The 26,308-nt window shown below is 43.3% G+C and carries 28 protein-coding genes; all 28 read right to left on the bottom strand.

Annotation, left to right across the window (positions count from 1 at the left end; all coding sequences use genetic code 11):
• Positions 1-19: 19 nt before the first annotated feature.
• A complete protein-coding gene (locus NSQ29_RS04890) occupies positions 20-1,024 on the bottom strand; it encodes a hypothetical protein (RefSeq protein WP_340971781.1) in 1,005 nt (334 codons plus the stop codon).
• Positions 1,025-1,702: 678 nt separating this feature from the next.
• A complete protein-coding gene (locus NSQ29_RS04885; RefSeq protein ID WP_341124484.1) occupies positions 1,703-2,089 on the bottom strand; it encodes a hypothetical protein in 387 nt (128 codons plus the stop codon).
• Positions 2,090-2,161: 72 nt separating this feature from the next.
• Positions 2,162-2,422: a hypothetical protein gene (locus tag NSQ29_RS04880; protein ID WP_341124483.1), complete on the bottom strand. Its 261-nt coding sequence runs from the start codon at positions 2,420-2,422 to the stop codon at positions 2,162-2,164.
• 550 nt (positions 2,423-2,972) lie between these two features.
• The gene (locus NSQ29_RS04870) at positions 2,973-4,151 is read right to left on the bottom strand and encodes an S-layer homology domain-containing protein (protein ID WP_340971787.1); all 1,179 of its coding nucleotides are present in this window, start codon (positions 4,149-4,151) and stop codon (positions 2,973-2,975) included.
• A 517-nt stretch (positions 4,152-4,668) separates the two neighbouring features.
• Entirely contained in the window at positions 4,669-5,220 is a 552-nt protein-coding gene (locus tag NSQ29_RS04865) for a hypothetical protein (protein ID WP_341124481.1), read from the bottom strand.
• A 171-nt stretch (positions 5,221-5,391) separates the two neighbouring features.
• Positions 5,392-5,853, bottom strand: coding sequence for a tyrosine-type recombinase/integrase (locus NSQ29_RS04860; protein ID WP_340971793.1), 462 nt, complete (start codon positions 5,851-5,853; stop codon positions 5,392-5,394).
• Entirely contained in the window at positions 5,850-6,374 is a 525-nt protein-coding gene (locus NSQ29_RS04855) for a tyrosine-type recombinase/integrase (RefSeq protein WP_340971795.1), read from the bottom strand. Before NSQ29_RS04855 ends, NSQ29_RS04860 begins: the two co-directional genes overlap by 4 nt.
• Before the next feature lie 174 nt (positions 6,375-6,548).
• Entirely contained in the window at positions 6,549-7,364 is an 816-nt protein-coding gene (gene spo0A, locus NSQ29_RS04850; protein ID WP_042129795.1) for a sporulation transcription factor Spo0A, read from the bottom strand.
• A gap of 199 nt (positions 7,365-7,563) precedes the next feature.
• Positions 7,564-8,676 carry a SpoIVB peptidase gene (gene spoIVB, locus NSQ29_RS04845; RefSeq protein ID WP_081382880.1) on the bottom strand — a complete coding sequence of 371 codons (1,113 nt, stop codon included), beginning with the start codon at positions 8,674-8,676 and terminating at the stop codon, positions 7,564-7,566.
• 138 nt (positions 8,677-8,814) lie between these two features.
• Complete coding sequence (gene recN, locus NSQ29_RS04840) at positions 8,815-10,542, bottom strand: DNA repair protein RecN (RefSeq protein ID WP_339266301.1); 1,728 nt, start codon at positions 10,540-10,542, stop codon at positions 8,815-8,817.
• Positions 10,543-10,601: 59 nt separating this feature from the next.
• Positions 10,602-11,051, bottom strand: a complete 450-nt coding sequence (gene ahrC / locus NSQ29_RS04835; RefSeq protein WP_042190440.1) for a transcriptional regulator AhrC/ArgR — start codon at positions 11,049-11,051, stop codon at positions 10,602-10,604.
• A 148-nt stretch (positions 11,052-11,199) separates the two neighbouring features.
• A complete protein-coding gene (locus NSQ29_RS04830; protein WP_076284650.1) occupies positions 11,200-11,646 on the bottom strand; it encodes a hypothetical protein in 447 nt (148 codons plus the stop codon).
• A 138-nt stretch (positions 11,647-11,784) separates the two neighbouring features.
• Positions 11,785-12,687 (bottom strand): TlyA family RNA methyltransferase, encoded by a 903-nt coding sequence (locus tag NSQ29_RS04825; RefSeq protein WP_341059971.1) that lies wholly within the window; start codon positions 12,685-12,687, stop codon positions 11,785-11,787.
• A 46-nt stretch (positions 12,688-12,733) separates the two neighbouring features.
• The gene (dxs, locus tag NSQ29_RS04820) at positions 12,734-14,638 is read right to left on the bottom strand and encodes a 1-deoxy-D-xylulose-5-phosphate synthase (RefSeq protein WP_076284485.1); all 1,905 of its coding nucleotides are present in this window, start codon (positions 14,636-14,638) and stop codon (positions 12,734-12,736) included.
• 99 nt (positions 14,639-14,737) lie between these two features.
• Positions 14,738-15,685, bottom strand: a complete 948-nt coding sequence (locus NSQ29_RS04815; protein ID WP_341124480.1) for a polyprenyl synthetase family protein — start codon at positions 15,683-15,685, stop codon at positions 14,738-14,740.
• Entirely contained in the window at positions 15,672-15,929 is a 258-nt protein-coding gene (gene xseB / locus NSQ29_RS04810) for an exodeoxyribonuclease VII small subunit (RefSeq protein ID WP_341126733.1), read from the bottom strand. The genes NSQ29_RS04815 and xseB overlap by 14 nt, the downstream gene beginning before the upstream one ends.
• Positions 15,907-17,286, bottom strand: a complete 1,380-nt coding sequence (xseA, locus tag NSQ29_RS04805) for an exodeoxyribonuclease VII large subunit (protein WP_341124479.1) — start codon at positions 17,284-17,286, stop codon at positions 15,907-15,909. Before xseA ends, xseB begins: the two co-directional genes overlap by 23 nt.
• A gap of 12 nt (positions 17,287-17,298) precedes the next feature.
• Positions 17,299-18,156, bottom strand: coding sequence for a bifunctional methylenetetrahydrofolate dehydrogenase/methenyltetrahydrofolate cyclohydrolase FolD (gene folD / locus NSQ29_RS04800; RefSeq protein WP_042129810.1), 858 nt, complete (start codon positions 18,154-18,156; stop codon positions 17,299-17,301).
• A 144-nt stretch (positions 18,157-18,300) separates the two neighbouring features.
• Entirely contained in the window at positions 18,301-18,753 is a 453-nt protein-coding gene (nusB, locus tag NSQ29_RS04795) for a transcription antitermination factor NusB (RefSeq protein ID WP_042190451.1), read from the bottom strand.
• A gap of 298 nt (positions 18,754-19,051) precedes the next feature.
• Positions 19,052-19,285, bottom strand: a complete 234-nt coding sequence (locus tag NSQ29_RS04790) for a DUF2273 domain-containing protein (RefSeq protein WP_042190453.1) — start codon at positions 19,283-19,285, stop codon at positions 19,052-19,054.
• Positions 19,286-19,300: 15 nt separating this feature from the next.
• On the bottom strand, positions 19,301-19,840 hold the full coding sequence (gene amaP / locus NSQ29_RS04785; protein WP_042129814.1) for an alkaline shock response membrane anchor protein AmaP: 540 nt from the start codon (positions 19,838-19,840) through the stop codon (positions 19,301-19,303).
• A 74-nt stretch (positions 19,841-19,914) separates the two neighbouring features.
• Entirely contained in the window at positions 19,915-20,331 is a 417-nt protein-coding gene (locus tag NSQ29_RS04780; RefSeq protein WP_042132343.1) for an Asp23/Gls24 family envelope stress response protein, read from the bottom strand.
• Positions 20,332-20,445: 114 nt separating this feature from the next.
• Complete coding sequence (gene accC / locus NSQ29_RS04775) at positions 20,446-21,789, bottom strand: acetyl-CoA carboxylase biotin carboxylase subunit (protein WP_042190455.1); 1,344 nt, start codon at positions 21,787-21,789, stop codon at positions 20,446-20,448.
• Between the two features lie 54 nt (positions 21,790-21,843).
• A complete protein-coding gene (gene accB / locus NSQ29_RS04770) occupies positions 21,844-22,353 on the bottom strand; it encodes an acetyl-CoA carboxylase biotin carboxyl carrier protein (RefSeq protein ID WP_042190457.1) in 510 nt (169 codons plus the stop codon).
• Between the two features lie 147 nt (positions 22,354-22,500).
• Complete coding sequence (locus NSQ29_RS04765) at positions 22,501-23,412, bottom strand: SpoIIIAH-like family protein (protein ID WP_341124478.1); 912 nt, start codon at positions 23,410-23,412, stop codon at positions 22,501-22,503.
• 67 nt (positions 23,413-23,479) lie between these two features.
• Entirely contained in the window at positions 23,480-24,121 is a 642-nt protein-coding gene (gene spoIIIAG / locus NSQ29_RS04760; RefSeq protein WP_042190462.1) for a stage III sporulation protein AG, read from the bottom strand.
• A 40-nt stretch (positions 24,122-24,161) separates the two neighbouring features.
• Positions 24,162-24,923, bottom strand: coding sequence for a stage III sporulation protein AF (gene spoIIIAF, locus NSQ29_RS04755; RefSeq protein ID WP_341124477.1), 762 nt, complete (start codon positions 24,921-24,923; stop codon positions 24,162-24,164).
• A gap of 104 nt (positions 24,924-25,027) precedes the next feature.
• Positions 25,028-26,269 (bottom strand): stage III sporulation protein AE, encoded by a 1,242-nt coding sequence (gene spoIIIAE, locus NSQ29_RS04750; RefSeq protein ID WP_042190464.1) that lies wholly within the window; start codon positions 26,267-26,269, stop codon positions 25,028-25,030.
• Positions 26,270-26,308: the final 39 nt, after the last annotated feature.

The following is a 26,308-nucleotide window of genomic DNA, read 5'->3' as shown; positions in this document are numbered from 1 at the left end:
ACTTTAAGTCACTATCTCATTACTTAGTCAACAGTATTTTATTCATTTTAATAGATAATTCTTCTAGCATGCTAAGTGCATTCTGTTGTGAGACAAATCCTTGCCCTGCAGATGGAAATGGTATCAAGAATATATGTAAGTGTTTGTTTTGCAAAGGAACATTTGCTTGAAAAGCCTTTTGCAGTTGCCCCTTGCTGTTTCTCATATCGCATGAAAATGGTACTGGTGTGAATATGTTCGAACCAAACATTAATTCAAGAGCATCTTTTTTAAAGCCTCCAGCTCCGCCGATACCAAGTAGAATCTGTGCATCTGATTTTATTAGAGCGTTTTTTATTATTCTTGTTCTAAATTCCATATCCTCTTTAAAGTCACTAAAGCCTGATGTAGAATATCTTTTCGGGTTATACTTAGCCTTGGGTTTATTGAATACTGCTAAATATGGATTTTCTTGATTAGGCTTATTTTCGGGCGATAACGCTACCGCTCCATACTCAATTGTATACCATCTGCTCTCTGTAAGTCTTGGTAACGGTCTCCAATCTAACAGAGCAGTCTGAATACCTTCGGTTCTAGGTTTGTAAAGATTTTGGCGAATATACTCTTTGATTGTGTTGAATGCTGTAGTGTTAGCAGATCCTTGGAACCAATTATCTTCACCGCTCCGTTCACTCGCCAAACATAGTCTTGCAATAGCAGCATTGAATACACCGCCAGTAAAGTCATTTAAATGTTTTTTCTCATGCGGAAGAAGAAACTGTTCAACTAATTTTCCTCCAGTTTGTGCATCCGGTTGATAAAACCCTTCCCTCCAGTTATTCTCTTCAATACAATGTTTTATCGAGCCGGAGATTTCATCTCTTCCAAACAACTGTGTTCTGGCTTTAACATTTGCAGTTACACTATATCCACCTGTGCCCTCTTCATTTCCGAAGATTAGTATATCTGCTTTTGGAATTTCTCCACATCCAATATATGAAAGAAGAATCTTATACTCTTCTTCGTTCAAACTCCAGGGTTCCATTTTACAACCTCCAAATTAGTAAATAAAACTTGCATTTCACCATCTTTCATCTCGCATCATATCGACTTGAATATCCATCATCGTAAGTTCGTACTGCTCTCTTGTAAGTTCGATTCTAGCTCTATCATAAACCACTCCTATATCGGAAATTGTATCTCTAAAAATTAAATACAATGATCAAAGCCCATCTGTAGCTTTTGAATAGTTTGTTTTATTGATCATCAGTTAAGTTTTTTTCATAATGCATAATATTATTTCTTATCTATTCAGATAAATAAGGGGGATTTCCAGATCTTCAGGAATATCAATATCGCAAAGAAACTTAATTCGATTAATTGCCTCAAACATTGTTACAGTTCTAAGATTTGGTTTTGCGTCAAACACTGTTAGCAAACTGTCGTCCTTCTTCATCTTCGCTTTAGCACTCATATACTTTCTAAATCAGTAAAGATTAAATATTCATTCTTTTCTCCTAAAACATACTTTAGTAAAATTTCAATACCATAATTAAGAGAAAGAACGGAATCTTTTAAATTGTGCTCTAAACCGATATTATCGTGCAAATCTAATAGCTTTTCAATGAATCAACACCATTTTCAACTAGATTCATCTTCAACATCTGAGCACTCCTTTAGATTTAATGAAACATGCCCTTTATTATATCCAAACTGTCCATGGTTACTTTTGATTCATGTCCTCAGCTATTATCCTTGATATCTTCTCAATTTCGCTACTTCGCTGATCTTCATCTTTAGTACTTGAAATGTTATGGACTTCCTCATCTGTTATCATGTACGTAGTAGAGAGTATATTCATAACCTCTTCTCTTATTTCAGTTAGCTCGTCATCCATTTTTTCTTTTGGAATATCGGTATCATCTAAAATCCCAAATAGCCATTTGAGTCCAATTTCAATTTTATTATCGCCTTCTAAGTCTTGCTGTGAACTCAAGTATATATGCATACCAGCATTAGCATTTTCCTTTGCTTCCTTTAACTCGTTAGAGCAACCCACTAGAACGAAAAGAATGCAGGATATAAATAAAATTTGAACATGGCGTTTCATAGCGATGTTCCCTCCTCAATATATGTCCGTAAAATAGCCATTTCATTGAAAACTACTTTAACTTTTTCTCAATTACTTCAATAGTTTTTCTGCTATAAAGCAAGCAGTATTCATTATCTCTTCTCTATATTCATCATATATCTTAATATATCGTTTCTTTGTGACTTCATCCTTCTCGTCTACGTCTTTCATAAATGTCTTATCTGCGTATTGTTTAAATTCTTCTTTTTCTTTTTGATATTTGTTTAATAGCTCTAATAAGGTCATATCGGTGATATGTTTCTTCTCCTCATTTGCCAAAAATAATCCACCATCTTTCCCCAAAACAGTCATTTGATCGTGACTTTTCTTGAATTTATAATTCGATGAATCTCAGTTAAAACCATAGCATTATTCGGGTTATTCGAAGTCTTTTTTATCAACGAATCCAGATAATTAGTTGGTAGATCAGATAGAACAATGCTCTCTGATGATTTACTAATCAATAAATATCTATTACTTTGTGCTAGGATGTGTCTGAAAACTCATCATTCAGTCAATTTAAAAATGGCAGCCACGCATACAAACGACAAGAGTGACTTGGCCAACTTGTCGTAACGAGTTGCCACACGGCGAAAGTGTTTAATTTTATTGAAAAAGCACTCAACCAAGTGCTGTTCTTTGTACCGATACCAATCGACTTTCCATGAATTTTGACTATTCGCTTTAGGCGGAATGGTGTAAGACGCCTGCTTAGCCGTAATCCAATTCCGAATCGCTTTGCTTATTGAAATACTGAGTAGGTTCAAATAAATTCCTTAATATTTTTAAGAAATTAACTCTTTCTAAAAACTTTGCGATCTTCATGTTAATGCTCCCTAAATAAGTTCAAACCATTATTTATTTACTTTTGTTCGCTAATATTGGATAAAATTTGTGCAATTTCCGCACGGGTAATATTGCCCTTGGCATTAAATGACCCGTTAGGATTTCCCTTAACAATTCCTGCATTGTGCGCAGCAAGAATGGTTTTCTTCATTCTTGAGTCAATATTGTTCCAGTCTTTGATGTCCTCGCTTTTTACATTTCCTACCGCTTCTTGAAATCCTGTTACTAACGTAATGGCATAAACTGCTTCTTCTCTAGTTGCTGGAACGTCCCAATTTTCAGCCGTTACTGGAGCATCTGAAAGAACAAAACCATTGTCCTGCGCAAACAGAACATGACCCATAGCCCAGTATTCTGGATTGTTGTCCATTTTATATCCAGCTATAGCTAGAGTAATCTTGCATAGCTCTGCAAGGGTTAGGTAGTTATTTGGTTTGAATGTTCCGTTAGAAAATCCGTTTAGAAGGCCATTTTTTGCTGCTGATTCAATAGGTTTTGCATACCAGGCACCGCTCTTAACATCAGAAAATAATGGTTTATTTTTATCTGCATTTGGATTTAAAGATTCAAATTTCCATTCACGACTACCAGAATCAATCATCTTCAGATAGTCAAGGCTGATTGTTTTGCCCTTTACAACAACTCCATCAGTACTTCCGGCAATTTGCTTTACATTAAAAGGCATGTTAAATGTTGCTTTAAGTACTAATCCATCAGCATCTTGAGCAATAAGATCAGAAAGTTTCATGTCCTTAAGAGATTCTTTTGTAATATCTTTTAACTTGGGGAGCATGCGATCAGTTTTCATGTCAGGACCTAGAAAACTATTAAGATTTACATTTAACTGAAGTCCACCATTAAGCTTAACTAACTCAACAAGTCCCATCTCTTGAGAAATAGTACCTACGCCTGCTGTGTTCATGTCATCTGGTCCTAAAAATGCGTCTTCCCAAGTTTCAGCAAGATATTTTTTACCACTAGATGTTAATTCGTAGTATTCGTTATATTTACCAGAAAAATCCTTTGGTGTTTGTCCAAGTTTGTTAAGGATTTCTTTAGAATATCCAGCAACCATTTTTACCTTACCTGATCCATCTGCTTTTATATCTACAGTAGCATTAGCATAAATACAACCAGTCAATAACAAAGGAAATGCAATCAAAACAAATATAGTAGTTAAAAATTTAGTTTTCATGTCTTTACACCTCTCGAAATTAATTTTAATATGTGAATGAAGATAAAATATTTAGTAATGAATCAATTTCTTCAAACTCATCCATAGACATCCGTACTTTATCATGATTTCGTTTACGCACTTATCATTTATGATGTATCGTTCTAGACTAAACTAAACCTCATCTCTGACACTATTAAACATCTCACTGCCTCATGAAATAGTTATTTAATCAAACTATCGTAGGTTCGTTCTAATCATATTCGCAATAAACTTATAAGTACCAAAAAACATTTTTAAACCTCACTCTTAAAGATATATTAGCTTGTCTTATTCATAAGTTGAAAAGAATCAAAAATTTCTTCGGAACTTAAAATTCACTACATAATATTATTGGGGATCTCTGCTCTTATAAAAATATAATAAAGATAATATAGGATTATTTTACCATATCAATTAGTGTATGAGCATCAATTAATTTGTTCGATAAAAACAAAAAAGGACTAAGCATTAACTGCTTAATCCTATATTGTGAGACTTACATTTCGGAATGTTCTTTATCAGACTGTTTTTCTAATACTTTTTCTACTCGTTTTCTCAACTTATCGAAAAGCGCTTGTTTTGTATCATCTGTAGGCAGCCATAACTCCCCATATTGCTCACAAAAAGCACTATATAGCTTTCTCTCATCTTCCGTGACTTCAATTTCTAGGATTTCAGACATTAATTTTTTGCTACGTATTACTTTCATTAAATCAATATACATCTTTGAAAGTCTCTCGCTTGCAAAATCGGAAACAATACCTTGAGTAAATGGTAAACAAGGTACTACACTTTTCACCTTTAGTGGGTTGTTTGTTTTTCTATTTTTAGAAAGGTTATGCTTTTGCTCTTTTAGAGATAATTGAACTTTGATAATGTCGTTAAATTCTAATTTCTCACCTTGAATAGTAGATCTGATTACTTTAAGTCCATTATTACATAGTAACTCATCAATTTTCCCCAACTGAAATCCGAGTAATTGATATATCTTATCTTCCCTAGTTTTACTTGTCTCCCACTTTTTCAAAGGAACATCTACATAATCCATACGAGAATCATTTAGCAATTCAACATGAAGCTAATTGTTAATGCATAATTATCTCCATGTTTTAATTCTGTTATTACTGGTAACATAGCAAGATGTATCTGATCAGTAAGTTAAAGATTAAAAAGATCGGCTTTAAAGATGTATTCCATAATCCTCACTCCTCATAGTGTATTAATTTTGCAATTTCCACTTGCTAAGTGGTGAATGATTTTGATACTTCCTCGCTATTTCTTCACGTGTTAAATCCATATAAGCTTGCTCTGTAACCGTAACTGAACTATGTCCAAGAATACGAGACAGCGTAAAGAAATCTCCGCCATTTAACAGATAGTGCCTTGCGAAATTATTCCGAATCATGTGAGGATGAACATCTATCCCAGCCATCTTGCTAGCATCCTTTAATTGCTTCTCAAACGATTGGATACTTAAAGGAGTCCCTTTGGTTGTTGGAAATAGTAATTTCGATTCTGTGTATCGGTCTTTAAATTTTAGATATTGCTTTAATTCTCTTTGCATCACATTGGAAAAATAAACATACCGTTCTATTCTACCTTTAGTTTTAGTCAATAGAATCATTTTACTCTTAAAGTCGATTGCATCTACTGTTACTTCTAAGCATTCACCAATTCTCATGCCAGTATATCTTGTAACAATAATACGATGATTTTATTTAGATATCCATGAAACTTAGTATAATCAAACTTTTCAATCAATCCATTAAACTCTTCTTGACTTATCCCCTTTTTCTGTCTTCTTACAGTTTTAATTTGTGAGATATTCTCAACAGGATTTTTAAGCAACTCTCCTTCTTGTTTCAACCAATTGAAGAAAACCTTAATGTTACGAATGTAGTTATTAATTGTGATTGATGAAACTTCTTTTTTAAAGTCTACTCTGTTTTCTGGAAAATTGACCAATTTGGAAGATTCACGATTTACTACCGTATATTTACCCCGCTCTTGTAAATAAGCAATGTACTGCCTAATATGTCCAACACGTACTTCTTTCACCTTATCAACATCATGCTGATTCTTTAAATAAGCAACAAATAACTTCAAAGATTGTTCATAAGAGTTAACGGTCTTACGTGATAAATTCTTGTTTTGACAATCTAAAAAGTCTTCTAAAAAAAACTCCAAATCCGATAACTCCATACAAATCCTCCATCTCTTTTCCTACAAAAACAAAACCCAATAAACCAAAAAGGTTTATCGGGTGAGATGGAAAAAGTTTATCGGATTCAAAACAAGTCTATCGGTTTTTATATACTGTCTGTAAACACCTTCCAGCAACCCACAATCCCTTACCCCGCAGTGCCCCTAACCCTTTCAACTAACCTTATGCTCAATCCGCAGCTTGTCTGCTACCATGGCAATAAATTCCGAGTTAGTAGGCTTAGATTTGGAGATATTAATCGTGTAGCCGAATAAATGGCTGATGGAGTCGATGTTGCCACGGGTCCAAGCCACTTCAATCGCATGGCGAATGGCACGTTCAACGCGTGAAGGCGTGGTCTTGAATTTCTCTGCTATGGCTGGATAGAGTGTTTTTGTAATCGCACCAAGGATCTCGATATTGTTATATACCATGGTGATCGCTTCGCGCAGGTACTGATAGCCCTTGATATGTGCTGGAACACCGATTTCATGGATGATCGAGGTAATGTTAGCATCAAGATTCTTGCCCTTCGTAAGCGGCACTACATTCGATCTGGACGTCGACGAATAGTTGTACATGTTAGAGGATGAGCTCATGCTGCCTTGGACCCCTACAAGCTGACGTACACGATTTGCCAGGACCTCCATATCGAACGGTTTCAAAATATAATAGGATGCACCAAGCTGTACAGCTCTTTGAGTGATGTTCTCCTGACCAAAAGCGGTCAGCATGATGATCTTCGGTTGAGGATTCAGATCCATATCACGCAGACGTTCTAAGACACCCAGACCGTCTAAATGTGGCATGATGATATCAAGAATAAGGACATCGGGAACTTTGCGTGCTTCGCTTAGCATTTGAAGCACTTCTTCACCATTGTAGGCGATACCCGTTACCGTCATATCTTCTTGTTCAGAAATGTATTCGGAAAGCAAATTCGTAAACTCCCTGTTATCATCGGCCAACAACACTTCAATATTCTGCACTGGCTGCTTCCTCCTTAATTATATCTGCTATTCGAAAATAACATTTTTTTCTTGTCTCTTAACATTTTCGACATGGAGATTGAATTCCCTTCTGTCGAAAATTATTTTTCTTTATTTTTTTTCTGGCATGGATTATAATTAAATATTTTATTTCAAAGTTCGATGATCTTCGTAATCCTTCGACAAAAAAATCTTAAGGCTAAACCGCCTTAAGATTTAATGGATACCTATTCTCCTGTAGGGTTACACCAGAATCCTTAAGCATCCATTCGATGAAGCAACCGTAGCCGGACTTAGGATCATTTACAAACACATGAGTTACAGCGCCGATGAGCCGTCCATTTTGAACGATTGGACTTCCGCTCATCCCCTGAACGATACCACCTGTCTTATCGATCAGTCGCGGATCTGTGATACGAATGACCATACCCTTTGTCGCCGGCGTCTGCTGATGTGCCACATGAATGATCTCAACCTTAAATCGTTCTACCTGCTGCCCATCTACAACGGTAAGAATTTCAGCTGGACCTTCCTTGACTTGATTGCTCATTGCCACAGGAATAGGTTCTTTATAAAGACTATGCTCGGGATTACGACTCATTTTACCGAAGATGCCAAAATCTGTGTTACTCTCCACATTACCAAGCACTTGGCTTTCTTTTAAGAAATGGGCTCGTTTCTCTCCCGGATCGCCATCCTGGCTTTTAGAAATCGAAGTTACACTGGACTGAACAATATGACCGCTGCCAACAACAATTGGTGTTCCTGTATTCATGTCCGTAATCACATGTCCTAAAGCTCCATAAACCCCCTGTTTCGGGGCATAAAAAGTTAACGTGCCGACACCCGCTGCAGAATCTCGAATGTACAGGCCTAACCTCCAGACTTTGTCATTAATATCATACGCGGGTTTCAGCTTGGCTGTATGCTCTTTCCCAGCGCGTTTAAAGACAATCGTCAGAGAATTATTCGCTTTTCCAGCACGATCCACAAGCTTGGCCACCTTAGATAACTCGTCCAACTTCTCTCCATCAATGGAGATCATCAAATCACCTGGCACCAAACCGCTGACCTCACCTGGGGAAAGCTTGGATTTCTCGGATACTTCAATCAGATGATGTCCAACAACCAGAACACCTGCTGATTTCACCTTTACTCCGATCGTTTGACCTCCCGGGATCACCTTCAGTTCCGGTTTCATTCCATGCGCAGTCACCTTGGCAGGTTCACTGTTCAGTGGTGCGGCAAAACTTTGGTGGGTTCCCGTTATGCCCGATAAACTAAGAAAGAAGGCAAATAAAAGGCCTGGCATTAACTTCCTGAGGTTAGGCTTCAATGGCTGTCACGCTCCCTTTTGCTTCTTTCGCTTGACGAAAAAGGTGGTCGCCAATTGCGTACCTATAAGATAACCTTGCCCCCAGGCTTTTATTACTGTCAATCATTGTTCCGCTTAGCTTGTTGCAGCCTTACTTGCCTCGGCCAAATTAAGCATTTCCTGCGAATGGTGCAATGTTTTTTCGGTAATTTCCACCCCACCCAGCATTCGGGCCAGCTCCATTACACGTCCATCATTCGAGAGTGATTCCACTTCCGTCATGGTTCTTCCGTCCTCAACCTTTTTGCGGATTAAGTACTGATGATCAGCCATACAAGCCACCTGCGGTAAGTGCGTAATGGAGAACACCTGACAAGTGGAGGACAGCTTATACAGTTTATCTGCAATGGATTGAGCAGCCCGACCACTCACACCGGTATCTACCTCATCAAAAATCAGAACTGGAATCGCATCATGACGCGCAAAAATACTCTTCATTGCCAACATAATTCGCGACAACTCACCACCCGAGGCAATTTTGCCAAGAGGTCTTAACGGCTCGCCAGGGTTAGGGGAAATCATAAATTCCGCACTGTCGATCCCTTGTCTTGTAAGACGAATACGCCGACCCTTATAATCAACTCCACGTGGGTCCTCCAACGTGTCTAATTTAACCTGTAGCGAAGTTCTTTCCATCTGAAGATCTTTAAGCTCACTCTCCACTTGCGTGGCTAAATCAGACGCACACAGCTTCCGTGCTTCACTTAATTCAGTAGCTGCTTCCATCAATACAGACAGCAATGCATCGCGTTTGGTCGTCAGTTTCTCCAGATATTCATCTTTATTCTCAAGCAGATCGGTTTCCCGATGGATTTGTTCATAATAAGCCAAGATCTGTTCTACACTATCTCCGTATTTACGGCGAAGGCCGGTAATTAAATCGAGACGATTCTCGATTTCTTCGAGTCGCTGTGGATTGAATTCGATCTCTTCTCGGTAATCACGAAGCTGAAATGCAGCATCCTCTAGTTGATAATAAGAAGATTGCAGCTGCTCAAGCACGGATTTAAGACCCTTTTCATCATAACGAACCGCATCCTCGAGTCTGGAAATGACATTACCTATGGATTCTAAGCCTTGTCTATCGTAGAGAAGCTCATATGCACCGGATACGGAATCCATCATTTTCTCACTGTGGGATAGTTTGACCCGTTCTTCGGCAAGTAATTCATCTTCTCCCGGTTTTAATGCTGCAGATGAAATTTCTTCTAACTGAAAACGGTACAAATCAAGCATTTGATAAGCCTTTTGGCTGGATTCCTGCAGCTCTCGGAGCTCTTTCTCCACTTTTGCAAAGGCTGAATACTTTTCCTGATATACCGCTTTTAGCGGCCCGATAATGGGTTCTCCGTATGTATCTAAAAGTCCCAAATGTCGTTCTGCCTTCAATAAGTTTTGGTGTTCATGCTGTCCATGAATATTAACCAGCTGCTCGCCAATTTCACGTAGCATAGTAAGATTGACCATCTGTCCGTTTACTCGTGATGTACTTTTACCCTGAGAGGTGAGCTCACGGCGTATTATAAGATGCTCCTCACGCTGAGCCTCAATGCCAAGACGCTCTAAAGTATCCCAGACGGGATGACCGCTTGGGAGGCTGAAGAGCGCTTCCATCTCTGCCTTTTCACAACCGTAACGAATAGAATCCGCGGAGCCGCGCCCTCCGGCAATCAGTCCAAGCGCATCAATAATAATGGATTTACCTGCCCCAGTCTCCCCTGTGAGCACATGGAAGCCAGGATAAAAATGCACATCTACCGCCTCAACGACGGCTAGATTGCGGATAGACAAGGTTTCTAACACTAATAGAGCACCTCCGAGAAGATGATAAGAATATAATGAAATTTATACTTTCTTATAATTTAAGAAATGTAACCCATGATTTGTGAAATTACAGTCTTACTGTCCTCAGGCTGGCGGCAAATAATTAGAATGGTATCATCACCAGAGATGGTCCCCATAATTTGTGGCCAGTCAATATTATCAATCAAAGCAGCGACTGAGTTAGCCGTCCCCGGTAAGCATTTCATCACCACAAGATTAGCCGATGAATCGATCTGCACAAAATTATCCACCAAAACGCGCTTCAGCTTCTGTATTGGATTGTACCGTTGGTCAGTTGGAAGCGAATATTTGTATCTTCCATCATCCATAGGCACCTTGATGAGCAATAGCTCTTTAATGTCTCGAGATACTGTAGCTTGGGTAACCTGGAAACCAGATTCACGCAAGGCTTCTACCAGCTCGTCCTGTGTCTCGATATCCTTTTGCGTAATAATCTCACGTATCTTAATATGTCGTTGACCCTTCATTGTTGCCTCCTAAAAGTTTTGTAAGCGACACTTCCAGATTAGCAGCGACAAAACTACATCGGAAGCATAGACTTAGTTTTGTAAGCGATGCTCCCCGAATTGCTTCGGCAAAACTACTTCGGAAGCATACACCTAGTTAAATATGGACTCAGTTTGATTCTCCGTCATCTCTGCCAAGCTTAATCACTTGAATAGATCCCGCTGCAGTATTAACATACAAAACTCCGCTACATTCCGGATAAATCAGCAAGTACGGAAGCAAGGTATCTCGTAAGCCACTGCCTGTGAAATCCAAAGGTTTGCGTGGTCTAGAAAGGATAACCAAATATATTGATCCTTCCTCTTTAGTCGCCACATAATCTATAAATAACCGGCTATACATCTGCGCCCCGTTTACGTTGAAGGACAACGGGATTTTGAGCTTCCCTCCAACGACCTCGTACCCTTCATCCTCTAGTATGTCTATAGACGGGTGAGGAATAATCACTTTATTAAACGGGATCTGATCCTTCATGAAAGAACGCGGAGAATTTTGCAGCCATATATATATCCGATAAATTATAAAAATCGATAATGCTACTCCAATAAACGCCATGACGACCTTGTCAGAGCTACCCGCCACTATCAATCACCTCGGTGATTTATTCGCGTGAAGCCATGCCAATTCCTTCTTCTAAGCTACCTTTTTAGAAGCTTTCCGAATAATTGTTATTTTCCATATGGAAAAAGAAACTCACCGGCGCGATGAGTTTCCATGAGTCGAATTTACATTAAAAGTACCCGTAGCCTGCTTAATCACTTCATCCGCTAGGGATGGAAAATCCTCCACTGGAATGACTGATGATGCAGCATCTGAAGGCTGTAATGTACCTTCTTCAGCTTCCGCCAATTCAGGCGTTAGTCTCCAGTGAGCAAGAAACTCAATATTGCCTTCCCCGCCTGTAATCGGTGAAAAAGTTAATCCCTGCAGCTGGTAACCCAGCTCTGCCGCCATGGTCAGTACATTAATTAATACCTCTTTATGAACAGCAGAATCACGAATTACACCTGATTTACCAACCTTCTCCCGTCCTGCCTCAAACTGTGGCTTGATCAGCGCAGCAATATCCGCCGGGCGCTTAAGCAAAGCTTTGAGCGGTGGAAGAATTATTTTTAAGGAGATAAATGAAACATCAATACTCGCAAAATCTGGAATCGGACCCACCAAATCTGGAGGCGTCATATATCGGAAATTCGTTCGTTCCATCACACTAACGCGTTCATCATTACGAAGCGACCAATCCAGCTGATTATAGCCAACATCAATCGCGTACACATGGCTTACTCCATTCTGAAGTGCACAATCCGTAAAGCCTCCAGTAGAAGCACCGATGTCCAGCATGGTCCGTCCCGTAAGATCAATATTAAATTGGCGTAGAGCCTTCTCCAGCTTTAGGCCCCCACGACTGACATATGGATGCACAGAGCCTTTAACCTTAAGGGTGGCCTCCCGTGACACCTTCATACCAGCCTTTTCAATGCGTTCTTCATCCGCGAGCACCAGTCCTGCCATAATGGCTGCTTTAGCCTTCTCACGGCTTTCATAAAAACCTTGCTCAACAAGTAGTACATCTATCCGTTCTTTACGGTGTTCCATGGTCATCTCCCGATCGTTCAAAGGGTTGCTAATTTCCGGCTTCCATTTAGGAAGACGAAGTTGTTTTGTAGTTATAAGCACTCAAAGCCATCATGGACTTGATACGTGCACATAGCGCTTCTACAGTAAGACCTGTTTCCTGGCGCTGTTCTTTAATAGAGCCGTGCTCCACAAAGATGTCAGGTACACCCATCAGATGTACACGAGCGTCATAAATTTCATTCTCTGCGTAGAATTCTAATACCGAGCTGCCGAGGCTTCCCGCTTGGCAAGCCTCTTCAATAACAACCATGTTGGTTCCAGCGTGAGCCAAATCAAGCAGCATGGAGTTGTCGAGTGGCTTCAGGAACCGCGCATTTACGACGCCTACCTGAATCCCTTCCCGCTTGAGTAAATCAGCGGCTTCTTCAGCCACTTGAACCATAGGTCCGCAGGCTACAACAGCATAACCTTCGCCTGTACGCAGTCGTTCCCATGATCCGATTGGAATAGTACGCAGCTCAGGATCCATTGCTACACCTGTACCATTAATACGCGGATAGCGATAAGCAATCGGACCGTCATTATATTCAAGCGCCGTCTTCATCATATGACGCAGCTCATTTTCGTCTTTTGGCATCATCATCACCATATTCGGAATATGGCGCATAAAAGCAACATCGTACACACCCTGATGAGTCTCACCATCCGCACCTACAAACCCCGCGCGGTCAATGGCGAACATAACATTCGCGTTATGTCGGCAAATATCATGGACGATCTGATCATAGGCACGCTGCATGAAGGTAGAATAAACCGCATATACCGGCTTCATCCCTTCCATAGCCAAAGCTGCACAAAGCGTAGCCGCATGTTGCTCGGCAATCCCGACATCAATCATACGATCGGGAAATTCCTTAGCAAAAGGAAATAAACCCGAGCCTCCTGGCATCGCAGGTGTAACAGCAATCAGACGGGAATCTTCCCGACCCAGTTCGATCAGCGTCTCGCCAAATACTTCCGTGTACATTGGAGGACCCACAGCTTTAAGCGCCTGACCCGACTCAATTTTGTATGGTGAAATGGCATGTGATTTATAGAAATCGGTCTCAGCCGGTTTGTAGCCCTTACCTTTAGTTGTTAGTACATGTACCAACACAGGTCCAGCCACGTTATCTGCTTGGTGGAAGGTGTCAATCATCTTCTCCAGATCATGTCCGTCTACAGGACCGAGATACGTAAAGCCGAGCTCTTCAAACAATACTCCAGGTACCATCATATATTTGAGACTATTTTTTAACTGTTCAGCAGTCTTTGCTAATCGTCCTCCGATGGCCGGAATCTTCTTAAGCAGCCCCTCTACTTCATCTTTGGCACGCAAATAGTGGCGATCTGAACGTATTTTACTTAGATAATTATGCATCGCCCCTACATTAGGAGCAATTGACATTTCATTATCGTTCAAAATAACCATCAGCTTACGCTTCTCATGGCCAATATGGTTAAGTGCTTCAAACGCCATTCCACCAGTAAGAGCACCGTCACCAATCACGGCAATAACCTTATTGTCTTCACCCTTGAGATCGCGAGCCATCGCCATCCCCATTGCTGCCGATAATGAGGTACTGCTATGTCCAGCTTCCCATACATCATGCTCACTTTCGGAGCGCTTAACGAAGCCGCACAAGCCCTGATATTTACGCAGGGTATCGAAGCGGTCTTGACGACCAGTCAGGATCTTGTGAACATAAGCCTGGTGCCCAACGTCGTAAATCATTTTGTCACGAGGGCTGTTATAACAATAATGCAAAGCCAAAGTGAGCTCCACGACTCCTAGATTGGATCCGAGGTGCCCCCCAGTTGCTGTAAGCTTCTCAATCAGAAATCGACGAATTTCCTCCGCTAAGGTAGTTAATTCATCGACTGACAATGATTTTAGTTGCTTAGGATCATTTATTTGTGGAAGCAGCACGTATAGTTCCCCGCTTTCCTAGATGTTGTAAATTATATAAAACCCATTATAACACAAACGAAACGGCTGTCGAAATACAGCCGTTTCGAAAGTTCATAATTAGTGATCACGTGCCATTAAGTAATCTGCAATTTCCAGCAGGCGCTGGCTGTCATGAAAGCCACCGTTCAGAACAGCATTACGGGCTGTTTCTGTAAGCTGCTTCACTTCTTCTCGCGATGCTTCGAGGCCAATAAAATAAGGATAAGTTACTTTATGCTGCTTAACATCACTGCCTGTTTTTTTGCCAAGTTTACCTTCGTCTCCAACCAAATCTAGAATGTCATCCTGGATTTGAAAAGCGAGTCCAATGGCTGTTCCAAATTTATGCAAAGCCTCAAGCTGCTGCTCGTTAGCACCTGCAATACGACCGCCAGCTAGTAGCGAAAAGATAATCAAATCTCCTGTCTTATGCAGATGAATGTACTTTAGCTGTGCAAGATCGGTTAGACCCTGCTCGCCTTCCATATCTGCAATCTGACCGCCAACCATACCACGAGGACCTGCCATTTCCGCCAAATCCTCCACGATGGATAGTACACTTTCCGCAGGGACGCCAAATTTACGCGAGGCTTGTACCACACTGTAGAAAGCATGGGTCAGAAGGGCATCACCCGCAAGAATAGCGGTCGCTTCCCCAAAGACTTTATGATTCGTCAGCTTCCCGCGCCGATAATCATCATTATCCATGGCAGGCAAATCATCATGAATTAACGAGTAGGTATGTACCATCTCTATAGCAGCAGCGACAGGCAGGGCAGCCTCTCGACTTCCTCCCAGTGCTTCACATGCGATAATCACCAGCAGTGGCCGGAGGCGTTTACCCCCAGCCATAAGTGAGTACTTCATGGCTTGCTGCAAATTCTCTGGAACCATCCATTGCGTGGGGAGAATAACCTCTAGTTCATGTGAGACTAGATCGCTTAAGGACGCGATGTAATCCTCCAGTGGCTGATGCAGTGTTTCTCCTTCAGAGTTTCTCTCAAGCTCATGCTCAAAGCGAGTCATCGGCGTCCCCTTCCAGACGTGCACCAAACGGCTTCTTTCGCAGTTCTCCGTCCTCTAGGGTAATCATTTCGATCTTACGCTCAACCTGCTCAAGCTTGCTGCCGCAAAGCTGAGATAACTTCATACCTTGCTGAAATAAATCGATGGCCTTCTCCAGGGGAACGTCGCCGTGTTCAAGCTCACGTACGATTTCCTCCAGCCGGTCTATGGCGCCTTCAAAATCAAGTTCCGCTTCCTTCGTCATCGTCTTTGCCATCCTCCTTCATTCCCCATACCTGGCAGTTCAGCTGTCCGTCATTCATCTTTATCACTACAAGATCGCCAAGCTGTACTTCGGTCAGCGATTTGATTAAATGTTCTTCTGCTTCGTCATAGACTAAGCTGTAGCCTCTCGACATAACTTTAAGAGGGCTCAGTGCATCCAGATGACGAATCTCCGCTACATAGCTAGCTCGCTTCTCCTGCAGGCGGGCCTGCATAGCACCCATCAGCTCACGGCGCATGCTTTCGGTGCGCTGACGCGCAACGGCAACACTGCCGTGCGGATGGAACCGCTGCAGACTATGATGCAGCACAGCTTTGCGCTCGCGGGAACGGCTAAGCCGTGCATCCGCTGAGCGCTGGAGCCGCTCACGCAGCTGATCCAGCCGCTGCGTGTGCTGCATCAGCGAGCGGCGCGGGCCTGCCAGCGCCAGCGAGCGTTCCAGCCCCGCGTGACGCTCGCGTCCGCGCTGGGCGCGTCTTTGCAGCGCTTGGCGGAGCCGCTGCTGTTGCTGGCGAAGCTGCGCAGCTAGCTCGCCGGCGTGTGGCACGGCCAGCTCCGCGGCCGCTGTGGGCGTAGCCGCGCGGAGGTCGGCGGCGAAATCGGCAATCGTGAAATCGGTCTCGTGGCCAACGGCCGAGATGACCGGAATCCTTGATGCCGATATCGCTCGCGCGACTTCCTCTTCGTTAAACGCCCACAGCTCCTCGAGCGAACCGCCGCCGCGGCCGACGATAAGCACGTCGGCCTCACCCATGCGGTTCAGCGCTCCAATCGCCTTCACGATCGATGGCGCGGCGCCTTTGCCTTGCACCAGTACGGGATAGATCACAATAGCCACCTGCGGAAACCGCCGCTGGAGTGTAATCACGATATCCCGCACAGCTGCTCCCGTTGGCGAAGTAATGACGCCAATGCACTTTGGAAAGCGAGGCAAAGGGCGTTTACGCGCTTCTGCAAACAGCCCCTCTTGCTCAAGCTTGCTCTTCAGCTGCTCATAGGCTAAATATAGACTACCAATTCCATCAGGCTGCATGTGTGTGGCATAGAACTGGTACTGCCCGTCCCGTTCATATACGGTCACATTACCTCTAGCAATTACCCGAGCACCTTCCTTCGGAATAAAGGGTAGGCGCTGGTTATGAGAAGCAAACATAATCGCCTTGATCCGACTGCTCTCATCCTTTAGCGTGAAATACATATGACCGCTACCATGATGCGTAAAGTTGGAAATCTCTCCGCGAATCAATACATCCGAAAGTAAATTATCCGAGTCTAGCTTCATGCGGATGTAACGGTTGAGTTCTTTTATCGAATAGACCTGCCGCTCTGCCGCCATGAATTCCTACCCCTATTCCAAGCCGTGACGGCGTTTAGCCGCAATCAGCGTGTTGCTCATCAGCATTGTAATCGTCATCGGTCCAACCCCACCCGGAACAGGTGTGATGTATCCGGCAACTTCTTTTGCACTATCATAATCAACGTCACCCGCAAGCTTACCGTTATCCAAACGGTTCATACCCACATCAATGACAACAGCACCCGGTTTCACGTACGAAGCGTCAATGAAATTCGCGCGTCCGATCGCAACAACTAGAATATCTGCTTGACGGCTAATTTCTTGCATATTAGCTGTACGGGAATGGCACATCGTCACAGTAGCATTCTCACGTTGCAATAACAAAGACACTGGCTTACCTACAATATTACTGCGGCCAATGACCACAGCATGTTTACCAGCCATTCCTGTTCCTGTACGTTTGATTAGTTCAATTACACCTGCAGGTGTACAAGGAAGCAGACTGTCAGCACCAATCACTAGGTTACCTACATTTACAGGGTGGAAGCCGTCAACGTCTTTCTCCACGGAGATCGCATCAATAACAGCTTTTTCCTCAATATGCTTAGGCAATGGAAGTTGAACTAGAATCCCATCAATATCATCGCGTCCATTAAGCTGCGCTACGAGAGCCAGCAATTCTTCTTGAGTAGTAGACTCATCCAGTTTATGCACTTCCGAATGGAAACCAAGGCTGATACAAGATTTTTCCTTGTTGCGAACATAAACTTGTGATCCTGGATCTTCACCTACTAGAATTACTGCCAGACCGGGCTTCACGCCACGTTTCGCCAGTTCAGCAACCTCCTGGGCAATACCAATACGAATTTCCTCAGATACTTGTTTACCACTGATGATTGCTGCTGTCATGATAGTCTCTCCCCTTTTATATACTTTACTATTGTACAAGCATAAACGCCTTCGGCGTCCTTATGTGGACGGTAAGCGTTTATGCGAGAAATATAAAACATAAAGAATAGGTGAATAACTTATACTTGCTTATATTTTTAAAAATTAAGAATGGTCAGCTTTAATTGTATCGATCTCCTGGATCATCTTACCAAGCACACCGTTTACAAACTTACCGGAATCATCCGTTCCAAAATGCTTGGCCAAATCTATAGCCTCATTTACAGCAACCTTAGCCGGAACATCATTCGCGAACACCATTTCATACGCCGCAAGACGTAAAATTTGACGATCCACACGTGACAGACGGCTCATTTGCCAGCCTTTCAAGTAATGCTCAAGCATATCGTCAATTGCAACCTTGTGCTCCCACACACCGTTTACATGCTCCACCACATAGTGCTTAAGCTGAATTTCGTCCGTAATTACACGCTCTGTTTCATTCTCCTCTGAAGCTTCCTCCAGCAGCATTTCCACAGCTTCCGCGCTCTCTACATCGTTCATTTCCATCTGATACAGGCTTTGGACAATAATCTCTCTCGCTATACGTCTTTTCATGTGTTCCTCCTAAAATCTTATATCGCATTAACATCTTTACTCAAACTTCTATAACGTCGGGCAACCATAAATATAACTTCACACCTCAAGTGTGATAATAATTCAGACTTTAATCACATCGCCTATAATTATTTTAAGCCCAAATCCTTCGAATTCTATCCCTAATCCTTAGAGGATTATTGTCCGATGTCCGTTAAAGATATCTTTCACAATTAAAAAAACCGCAAAGTCTTTCTTCCAGGGGCATTGGACAACACAAACTTACGGCTTCCTGCTCCGGGAAAAAGACTATCGCGGTTCACTTGAAGGGACGCCAGCGTCCGGATAGACGCGTAATCAGCTCCTGCCACTGAAACAGGGGAGCCTCTGCGTTATCCTTTCTTTTGCCGAACGTATATCCGATGAACACTACCAGTGCAAAGAACAACATATCCCAAAAACCGCAAATTAAATATATCAAACCTAGACCAATGCCGAAAGTCACTCCGGCGATTCTACCCCCGTGACTTTCCCATACTTCTTTCCAAGACATAAGGGAAATTCACCTCTATTCCACTCGACTTTTGAAGCTTGGAGACTGCGTGAGGTTAGCAATGTATACAGACACATCAGCAACCGGAATACCGGTTGTCTCCTGCACAAAATCATGCACCTGACGTTGCACTTCTGTGGTTAGTAGCGGCAATGAATGTTCACCATCCACTACTGCGCGAATTGTAATTTCAAGGCCCGCCTGAGAAACGCGAATACGCGATTTGAGATCTCTGATTCCCTTCACTTTACCGGCAGCCTTCAGACTCAGATTCTCAATGGTCTCCACTGAAATCTGGATATCCCCATACTCTGTACGCTGATCAACAGAAGGTAAAGAAGCGCGATCACGACGCAAAGAGATGTAGAAAAATCGGATGCTCAGAAGGAACAAGACAACTGCTACTACAATTGCAGTAATATAAGCTGCTGGTCCATTCTCAATCTCCAAAGTTTTAGGAATAGCACCGCTCAAAAGGAGGATGGCAATAACAGATAATATTCCGATACTTAAGCTGTAGACAAACAGCAAAAGTCTGTCCAAAATTTTTGCCACGAGTCTCATAACCTCCTTAAATTAGAGTAAACCCTCGACTTTACTGTCGGGGGTTTATGGAAGAACGACGACTGTTATTTCACGCGAAGAACCGTTTCAGCTTCCTCGTTCTTGTCTACAGTGTTGTTGTTCTTGAATTGTACATCATGAATATGCACATTCACTTCCACAACAGTCAGACCAGTCATAGTCTCGATGGAACGCTTAACATTACGCTGAATTTCAGCAGCCACTTCAGGAAGACGGTTACCATATTCAATGATTACAGAAACATCCACTGCAGCTTCGCGTTGTCCAACCTCTACTTTAACTCCTTTAGACAAGTTCTTACGTCCGAGAAGCTCAACAATACCACCGGCGAAACCACCGCTCATGCCAGCTACACCTTTAACCTCAACGGTCGCTAAACCTGCGATCACCTCGATCACTTCAGGAGCAATCTGGATCTCACCGATTTCTGTCCGTTCGTATTCTGTCGGCAATGTACTCATTTTAGACTTCACACCTTTCAACAAAGATTCTCATAAATTCAAGCGTAAAGCACGTCTCTTATTAAACATACTATATCATTTGACGAACTTTATGACAAACAAAGCGAAGTCGTCCTAAATTTCATACTCTTCCAGAAACTTGATGTCAAAATTACCATCCAGAAATACAGGATGCTCCAACAGTTTCTGATGGAAAGGGATCGTAGTATGGATTCCCTCCACGGCAAATTCAGCCAAGGCGCGCTTCATCTTTGCAATCGCTTCCTGACGTGTGGGTGCCCATACAATCAGCTTTGCAATCATAGAATCATAGAAAGGGGAAATCGTATAACCAGGGTACGCCGCACTGTCTACACGAACACCGAGACCTCCAGGCGGCAAATAAAAGCCGATTTTACCTGGTGAAGGCATAAAATTACGTTCTGGATCTTCCGCATTGATACGGCATTCAATAGACCAGCCATTAATCACGATATCTTCCTGTGTAAATGACAAAGGATTTCCTTCTGCAACCGAAATCATTTCCTTGATCAAATCCACACCCGTAACCATTTCCGTTACCGGATGCTCTACCTGAATACGAGTATTCATCTCCATGAAGTAGAACTGTCCATCCGGTCCAAGCAAGAATTCAAGCGTTCCCGCTCCCGAATAATTCACAGCGAGTGCTGCACGAACTGCTGCATTCCCCATCGCTTCACGGATATCCGGTGTAAGTACAGAACAAGGTGCCTCTTCAATCAGCTTTTGGCGACGACGCTGTACGGAACAGTCGCGTTCACCTAAATGCACTACATTACCATGCTTATCTGCAATAATTTGAATTTCTACGTGCTTCATACCTGTAAGGTACTTTTCCAAATATACACCAGCGTTGCCGAACGCCTTCTGCGCTTCCTGTTGTGCAGCAGTAATCTGCTTCACCAATGATTCCTCGTCCTCAGCAATCCGAATGCCCTTACCCCCGCCACCTGCGGTAGCCTTAATGATAATCGGGTATCCGATATCACGACCCAGCATGACGGCTTCCTCAACATCACCTACAAGGCCATCTGAGCCCGGGATGATCGGAACTCCAGCCAGCTTCATGGTTTCCTTCGCCACAGCTTTATCACCCATACGGTTGATTGCATCTGGAGATGGCCCAATGAAGATAATATTGCAAGATTCACAAATTTCTGCAAAATCTGCATTCTCAGCTAAAAATCCATAACCAGGATGGATGGCATCACATTCTGTTAAGGTGGCTACACTCATAATATTTGTAAAGTTCAGATAGCTGTCCTTGGACGGCATCGGACCGATGCAGTAAGCTTCATCAGCCAACCGGACATGCAGTGAATCCCGGTCAGGTTCCGAATAGACCGCGACGGTGGAAATGCCCAGTTCTCGGCAGGCCCTAATAATGCGGACCGCGATTTCGCCGCGGTTGGCAATCAACACTTTTTGAATGTTCATGCGTTTCCTCCCAAAGTTTTGCGAAGCTTCCGCTCCATAAGTAATCTGCGGTATTTATTCCGGTTTAACCAAGAATAGTGGTTGACCGTATTCTACAAGCTGACCATTCTCGGCCAGTACGGACACGATTTCACCTTTAATCTCCGCTTCCAGCTCATTCATCAGCTTCATCGCTTCGATAATGCATACCGTTGTTTTCTCACCAACACGGTCTCCAACATTAACGAACGATGGCATTTCCGGAGAAGCGGCACTATAAAATGTTCCCACCATTGGAGATACAATTTTATGTAGTTTGCCTTCTGCGACGGCTTGTGGCTGCTGCGCTGGAGGAACCTCACTGATTACTGGATAGGACACTTGCTGCACGCTCTGCGGCTGCGGGGCAGGCGTAAAGGGATAGGCATTATAAGGAGTCGCCTGTACTGCTGTTCCATCAGCTTCAGGGCGATCCGGTTTGCGAATTGCAAGCTTCATTCCTTCGCTTTCGATCTCCAACTCATGTACAGAGGAGGTCTGGTCCAGCAATTTAATTAATTCCTTAATTTCGCTCAACTTGAACATACATTAGTTCACTCCTTCAGCTTTCTCTCGAAGCCACTTCTTAAGCGGACAAGATAACTTTATGTATTATATCATAAACGCTAGAAATGGAAAGAGCCCGGGAGAACCCGAGCTCTTTCGTCATTTTTCCTATAATTTCACGTCTTATTATTTCTCGGAAACGTATTGAACACTAACTTTATCCTGAGACACACTCAGTTCCTTCATTACGAGATCAACGATGCTAACCGCTTGTTTTACATCCAGCTTGTCACTCAGTACGACTACTTTATAGCTGTCCCCAGCTTCTTCCTTCACGATGGCTTCCCCATATTTTTGTTGAAGCTGTTCTTCGATGCCCGTAATTTTAGATTCTTTTTCTTCAAGGTTAAGGAGCTGTTCTTGAGCAACTGCATTATCAGCAGGCGTCTTCTCCATATTGTTAATCAAAGCCAGTAAGTCTTGTTGGCTCTTTAGATTCTTTTGCTCACGTTCATACAGGTAGTTAGTGAACATGCTGCTCGCCGATACACTTTGTGAAGCTACTTCATCCAGGATTTCTTTATCATTCTTAGCAGGGGTTTTGGATGTTGTAGTAGCCGCTGTATCCTTAGCTGCCGTATCCTTAGTTGCTGTGTCCTTAGCTGCTGTGTCCTTAGCTGCCGTGTCAGAAGTTTTACTGGAGTCTTTTGCAGCAGTGTCCGTCGAAGCTTTCTCAGAGTTATCGCTGTCTGCTGCAGCTTTAGCTTTACTGCTATCATCCTTAACCGCTGTAGTTGCACTGTCATCAGTAGTTGCAGTAGCTGCACTATCGTCAGTGGCTGTAGCGTTATCTACAACGCCTCCATCAGCAACAACATCTCCTTGATTGACCACTTCGTTCACAACGATACCTTTGTCGCCAACCGTTGGTAATGCTGCGTTTGCTGTATCTTTTTTCAAGGAGTCTACCTGCATAGTTCCTGCTGTGTCTTTTGGAACCGATGCACCTGAATCTTCAGTAAATAAATAGTATGCCGAGAGTACAACCATCAAACTGAGCATAGAAACCAACCATATTGTTTGTCTTTTGCCGTTCATTCTTAATTCCTCCTAAAATTTAATCTAGTGGCTGCTTCGGAAGCACTCACTTCTTGACTTTCTCCTGCTACTCTTGTTTGCGTGGTACTACTGAAATCCGCTGAATTGGGACATTCAAGCCTTTTTCGATAGCCTGCTCGATAAGTCCACGAACGACTTTGTTCTCTGCACCTTTGGCAACTACCAGTACGCCGCGTACCTGAGGCTTAATCCGCTTCGTCACAATAGGTGTTTCATCACCCGATTGCGAGTAGGTTACGATTTCGCCATCCCTCGTATATTGTGTCGTGTGACGTTTTCCACCACTGGCATCCGTCTCCTCACTAAGCTGCTGGGAGTCGTTCATATTTCGCACCACGACAATTTCTTCCGTGGATTCCACAGTGACCATGATATCAACGGTACCGACACCAACGATTTTTTCCAAAATCTCCTTCGTCCGGTTCTCCAGTGTCTGTTCAATACTCTCGAACGAGTTAGTCGCTCCAGGATCACTCTGCACCAGCGCCGTTTGGGAGGACTGATTCAACGGTGGCTCACGCCCCGTATTCTCGTTATCAATCTTCTTCACATTGACGAAGGAATTAAACAGCATAATCGCTGCGCCCAGCAGACCCAGAATGATTAGCCAGCGAAAAGTATGACTTCTCTTCGGACTGCCAGCCCCACCCCCAGCCCATTGCTCCAGCTTTTTCAGCCAATTGCCCACTCCTATCCCTCCTAACATTGATAGTTTAGAAGCTACAGACTCATAACTTGACGTTATTCACAACGCCGCCATCTACTTGGATTACTTTGGGATCTAAATCCCATTTTTGTTCCAACAGCTTTACGATGGACTCCGTTTCAGTTGAAGGCGTGTTATTTTCTGTTACATTTCCGTTCACTGCTTTGGGCTCATCTGCAGAAGCTGATCCATTCTCTGGATTCGTACCGATCTTTACTTCTACAGGCTCTACAGGAGCGATTGCAATCGGCGGAGCAGCGGCTGCGCTGGAATTACCGGAAGCCCCTATGGAATTAGCTGTTGCTTGGGACATTGAGACCTTCACTGCAGAGATGACAGGAATATCTTCATTACCGGAGCTGCCGGATTTCCCCATGCCGAGCGTTACAGTGACATTAACCCCGCGTTTGCCGGTCTCGCTTATGATCTGCTCCCTCATTTGCTCAGCAACCTCTTCTGCGGCCAGCTTTAAGCTTTGATCCTGTCGCCCTTGTGCAAGCTTTTGACCATCTGCCAGAATCTTTTCCAAAGAGGGATCTCCACTTCCCCCTCCTGTGAATAAGCCTCCCTCTTTCTCCTGTCGCCCCATGGCTATACTCAGCTCGGCTATTGCATCACCTTTAAGGAGAGAAACGATCGGGCTAAGCATGGTAAGCAAGATCAGGAGGCTCAGCACCAGCCTTGAATAACGCTCCATGGATTTGCTTGGGAGCAGTAATTCAACGAATGATGCTAGCAGCACGACAAGTATGATCTCTCGTAGCCAATCGCCCAACCAGCTCATCGTTTCCCTCCTAAAAGTTTTGTTAGCATAGCCTTCAGAGAATTTCTTCGTACAAAACTAGCTTCGTAAGCACCCGCTAAGTTTTGTTAGCATAGCCTTCAAGCTCACCTCATCATGACGGTTAAATTGCCAGCGGTTAGCATGATCGTGACGGCCATAAAAAACATTAACGATACAGCTGCCAAAGCAGCGAATACGTACACCATGCTTTTTCCGATGGTCTGGAGGCAGACCACAATCGGCGTCTCTCCTAATGGCTGCATTACAGCAGCAGCTACATTGTAGATCAGCGCAAGCACCAGAATTTTGATCGCCGGAAAAGCGCAAAGGAACAAAATGATGATCACTCCGGATAGCCCAATAGCGTTCTTCACCAGGAGTGAAGCTGAGATCACTGTGTCTGTTGCATCTGCGAACATTTTTCCGATGACCGGAACAAAGTTGCCTGTAATATATTTAGCGGCCCGGATCGTAACACCATCTGTCACTGAACTCGTAATTCCCCTGACTGAAATCACACCGAGGAACACAGTGAGCAGTACTCCTAGTAATCCGGCTCCGATATTTCTTAGCAGATTCGCCAACTGGGTCAGCTTGTATTTCTCCGACAATGCACTTACGAGATGCAGCACCGCCGAGAAGAATAATAGTGGAAAGACAATGGTGTGGATCAGTGTGCCAACGGTATGAATCATAAAAACAATTAGTGGATGTGTGACCGAGACGGTAACAATGTTCCCCATGGAAGCTAGTAACGCGAACAGTAGCGGAATCATGGCCATCATAAAATCAATCATCCGGTCGATAGCATCCTTCGCATAACCTATAGCGATATTGAAGCTGTTCACGGCAATAACGAGCACTACCATATAACAGAGCGTATAAGCCACCTTGCTGACCGTTTTTCGCTCAAAAGCGGTTTGTAGCGTCTCCAGTATCATGCTGAGCACACTGACCATGACAATCGTGACCAGCAGCCTTCCGTTGTACAGCACCTCATGCCACATAAATCCAAGAAGCCCAGATAATACACCTTGTAAGCTGAGTCCCTTATCCCCTGGAAGCAGCATGTCCATAAGTGATGGTGTTGCCCCGTCTGGAAAAAAACCTCCGTAATCCTTCATCAGTTGATCCCAGTACGACTCCACCTTATCTGTTGGCAGATTGTTCACCTGACCCTTGACCCACTGGTCTACTGGGGAGGAGTTCCCCGATCCAGGTGCTGGAGTTGCTGGAGAAGCTATGGCCACCTGAGCTGTACCTGCAAACCATAGAATGAAGAAGCATGGGAGCAGCAGCAGTATTATTTTTAATTTTGGAGGACGAAAAACACTGCACTTTTGCATAACTTCTCCTCCCTAATCGTTGCTTAGCTTCCTTCAATT

Source organism: Paenibacillus sp. FSL F4-0236, from assembly GCF_038000135.1.
In the GTDB taxonomy this organism is placed as follows: domain Bacteria; phylum Bacillota; class Bacilli; order Paenibacillales; family Paenibacillaceae; genus Paenibacillus_AQ.
This window is presented reverse-complemented; position numbering and strand designations above follow the sequence as displayed.